Genomic DNA, 3,475 nt, shown 5'->3' with positions numbered 1-3,475 from the left:
GACAGGGTGGGCTCCTCGCCGGGCTCCAGCAGTGTGTCGGCGGCGCCCACGATCAGCGGATCGGGTTTCCCCACCGCCTCGGTGTCCTTGCTGGCGTAGTCGACGCGCGACAGGAGGCTGCGCATGGCCTCCAGCCGGCCGCGCCGCTTGTCGTTGCTCTTGACCACCGTCCACGGCGCGAACGCGGTGTCGGTCGCCCGGAACATGTCTATCTTGGCGGCCGTGTAGTCGTCCCACCGGTCCAGCGAGGCGACGTCGGTCGGCGAGAGCTTCCACTGCCGTACGGGGTCGACCTGCCGGATGGCGAACCGGGTGCGCTGCTCCGCCCGGGACACCGAGAACCAGAACTTGACCAGCAGGATCCCGTCGTCGACCAGCATCCGCTCGAAGGCCGGGCACTGCCCGAGGAAGCGCTCGTACTCCTCACGTGTGCAGAAGCCCATGACGCGCTCCACCCCGGCCCGGTTGTACCAGGAGCGGTCGAAGAAGACGATCTCGCCCGCCGAGGGCAGATGCGCGGCGTACCGCTGGAAGTACCACTGCGACGCCTCACGCTCGGTCGGCTTCTCCAGGGCCACCACGCGGGCGCCTCGGGGGTTGAGCCGCTCCGTGAAGCGCTGGATCGTGCCGCCCTTGCCCGCGGCGTCCCGGCCCTCGCAGATGACGATCAGCCGCTGACCGGTCTCCCTGACCCACCGCTGCAGCTTGAGCATCTCGATCTGGAGCACCCGCTTGCGGCGCTCGTAGTCCCGCCGGCCGACTTTCCGGTCGTACGGGTAGTTCTCCCGCCACGTCTTGATCGACTGCCCGGTGGCGTCCAGCAGGACCGGCTGTTCCGGCCTGGTCTCGTCCACGGTCAGGCCGTCCAGCAGCCCCTCGGCCCCGTTGCCGCTGCCTGATTCCTCGTTCATCACGTCACCATCGCCCCGTTCGCACCAAAGGTCATGGCCCATGTGTGCCCCGATCGGCGGCCGGTACGACGGTTCCGGCACACCGGACGTCACGCGTCCCATTGTGCCCGTCCCGAAGGGGGCCCGTACGGGACGCCGCTGCGGTGCACAAGCGCTACGGAACGTAGCCGCCCCGCGCTCCGGCGCCCGCGCACGCAAGCGGGCCGGGGCAGGGCCCGGCCCGGGGCAAGCCTGTCGCCCGCGGATCCCCGGCGGATCGGCGGGCGACGAAGACCCGGGTACCGGCGCTCGTACGCTCACCCCACCGTCCGGAGCGCCGCCGAGCGGCCACGAGCGGGCGCGGGTGCGTCAGTTGTTCATGTCCCGGTCGAAGTCCTTGGCGCAGGCGTCGCGTTCGCTCTGTGTGTCGGCGTGCTGGACGCAGTCGTCGAAGTTCTTGAACTCGTCGGAGTTGAGGATCGACGCACCGATCGCGATGATCACCGCGGACGCGATCAGACCCAGTGCGCCGAGCACCGCACCGATGACCGACATCTTCCCGTGGGGCGCGCGTCCCCCACGCGCCTTGCGTGCGCCGACGATGCCGAAGACCACCGCCAGCAGGCCCAGCACGATTCCGCCGAACACGGTCCAGAAGAGCAGGAGCGCCGCGACACCCAGGACGAGTGCGGTGACCGCCGGGCCGTTGCTCCGCTTCACCCCCGCGTCGTGGTGGGTCTGCGCGTAACTGTCGGGGGTCTGGGGGTGGTTGGAGAAGGACACGTGATCACTCTCATCTCTGCTTTCCCGGCTGTGGGTTGTCGTACGTGCCCCTTGTGCCCACCGGTCGGCCGCGAATGCGCGCCGCGTCGCCGGCGGACGGCCGCCGCGTCACCGCGTGCGGCCGGGCGCCCGCGACCCGGAGCCGCCACCCGGTCCGGAAGCGACCCTCCGGCCTCCGCGCCGAACCCCCGTCCGGTCACCCGGCGCGCGCTCAGCCGCCGTCCCCGCCTCGTCCCCCCGCGCGTCGCCCGCGTGTCACGGCGAGCACGCTTCCCGCGACGGCGATCAGCGCGATGGCGAGCGCGATGCTGACCCCGCCCTCGGTGTCCCAGTACACGTCCTCCAGGCTGATCAGCAGCGCCGCCTCGTCCACCACCAGGGCCAGCCCGACCCCGTACGCGAGCCCCATCCAGGCGCGCGCCCGGGCCGAGCGTTCGACCAGGCCGGCCGCGCCCACTGCCGCGAGCAGCAGAATGCCCCACACGTAGTGGTGCAGGTGGATCCCGCCGGCCTGTACGTCGCCCACCCCGGCCACGTCGATGTGGATGAGCCAGGTGAGCAGCCGCATCCCGCCGAAGGTGACGGCGAACCCCCACCAGGCCAGTACGAACCCGCGCCGCTCCGGTGAGATGCCGGGCAGCAGGCGCAGCCAGGGCGAGGGCCGGTCCGTACGCCGGGACGGTGAACTGCCGGACGTCTTCGACGGCTTCACGCGCGTCCTCCTGCCGTGAACTGCCGGATCAGCGCGGCGACCGCGTCCGGCGCGCTGTAGTGGGCCGCGTGCGCGGCGCCGTGGACCTCGGCCGCGTGTCCGTCGCCCACCATCCGCGCCACGCGCCGCGTCCAGGAGTCCGAGGCGATGGTGTCACCCGCTCCCCGGAGCACCAGCGTCGGCACGTGGACCTGGGCCAGATGGTGCTCGAAGGAATCGGCCGCGTCGCGCAACGCGTGGCGGAAGGACGCGGCGAAGCGGAACGGACCGGTCACCAGGTAGTCGGTCACCGCCACCGCGAGGAGGGAGAGCGGTTCCCGGGGCGCGTCCGCGAGGAGCTGCCCGCACAGGCGCCAGCCGGACGCCCCGGGTTCGAGCGCCGGTCCGACGAGCACCATGCGCCGCACCAGACGCGGGTGCCGCGCCGCGAAGGCCGCGACCACCTGACAGCCGACCGAGTTGGCCACCAGCAGACTCGGTCCCAGGTTCAGCCGCTGGTGCCACCGCTTCAGCGCGCGGGCCTGCTCCACCACGTCCGGAGCGCGGCGTACACCGGCGCGCGACCGGGCGTTGCCCGGCAGATCCGGTACGAGGACGGTCGCCCCGCCGGCTGCCAGCCTCCGGGCGAGCGGTACGAAGTACCGCCCCGAGAGCCCGAGACCGTGGACCAGCACCACGGTCGGGGCGGCCTCACGTGGCGGAGGCCCGAACCTGCGGGTGAAGAGCCCGGCGTGCGTCGCGTGTTCCATGGCACCACCATCGCTCCTCGGACGCCCGGAGCCGGGGAAGCGGTGGGCGCGCGCTGAGTACGGGTGTGCCGACCGGTGACGGGGCGCCCGGGCGTCCGGGGCGAGGTGGGGACGCGGGTGAGCGCGAGGCCCCCGATGCATTCGTCGCAAACATGAGCGATAGGGTCGTAGGCGATTGCCCCGGCCCACCAGGACACGGGCACATGAGCGGGCCGACCGACGAGCACACCCTTCCGCGCGGTACGCCCTCCTCACGCTCCGTACCGCCCCTGTCCGGCCTTCGGCCGCCCGCCCCGAGAAACACCTCACATGAGCATCGACGCCGCCCCGCGTCCCGCACC

Annotated in this window: 4 protein-coding genes; all 4 read right to left on the bottom strand. The window is 72.4% G+C overall.

Features of this window, described 5'->3' with window-relative positions:
- The coding region (ppk2, locus tag E2E34_RS32640; RefSeq protein ID WP_138905451.1) for a polyphosphate kinase 2 at window positions 1-911 on the bottom strand (911 nt) is incomplete at its 3' end.
- Between the two features lie 348 nt (window positions 912-1,259).
- The gene (locus tag E2E34_RS32635; RefSeq protein ID WP_138905450.1) at window positions 1,260-1,673 is read right to left on the bottom strand and encodes a DUF4190 domain-containing protein; all 414 of its coding nucleotides are present in this window, start codon (window positions 1,671-1,673) and stop codon (window positions 1,260-1,262) included.
- Between the two features lie 211 nt (window positions 1,674-1,884).
- Window positions 1,885-2,385, bottom strand: a complete 501-nt coding sequence (locus tag E2E34_RS32630; protein WP_208765404.1) for a hypothetical protein — start codon at window positions 2,383-2,385, stop codon at window positions 1,885-1,887.
- Window positions 2,382-3,134, bottom strand: a complete 753-nt coding sequence (locus E2E34_RS32625; protein ID WP_138905449.1) for an alpha/beta fold hydrolase — start codon at window positions 3,132-3,134, stop codon at window positions 2,382-2,384. The genes E2E34_RS32630 and E2E34_RS32625 overlap by 4 nt, the downstream gene beginning before the upstream one ends.
- Window positions 3,135-3,475 lie beyond the last annotated feature (341 nt).

It is taken from the genome of Streptomyces albidochromogenes, assembly GCF_005981925.1.
GTDB classification, from domain to species: domain Bacteria; phylum Actinomycetota; class Actinomycetes; order Streptomycetales; family Streptomycetaceae; genus Streptomyces; species Streptomyces albidochromogenes.
Note: the sequence above shows the minus strand (reverse complement) of the source record. Positions and strands in the feature narration are given on the sequence as shown.

Coding starts and splice junctions, on each gene's coding strand:
- E2E34_RS32625 (WP_138905449.1), bottom strand. CDS start 3,134: ATGGAACACGCGACGCACGCCGGGCTCTTCACCCGCAGGTTCGGGCCT.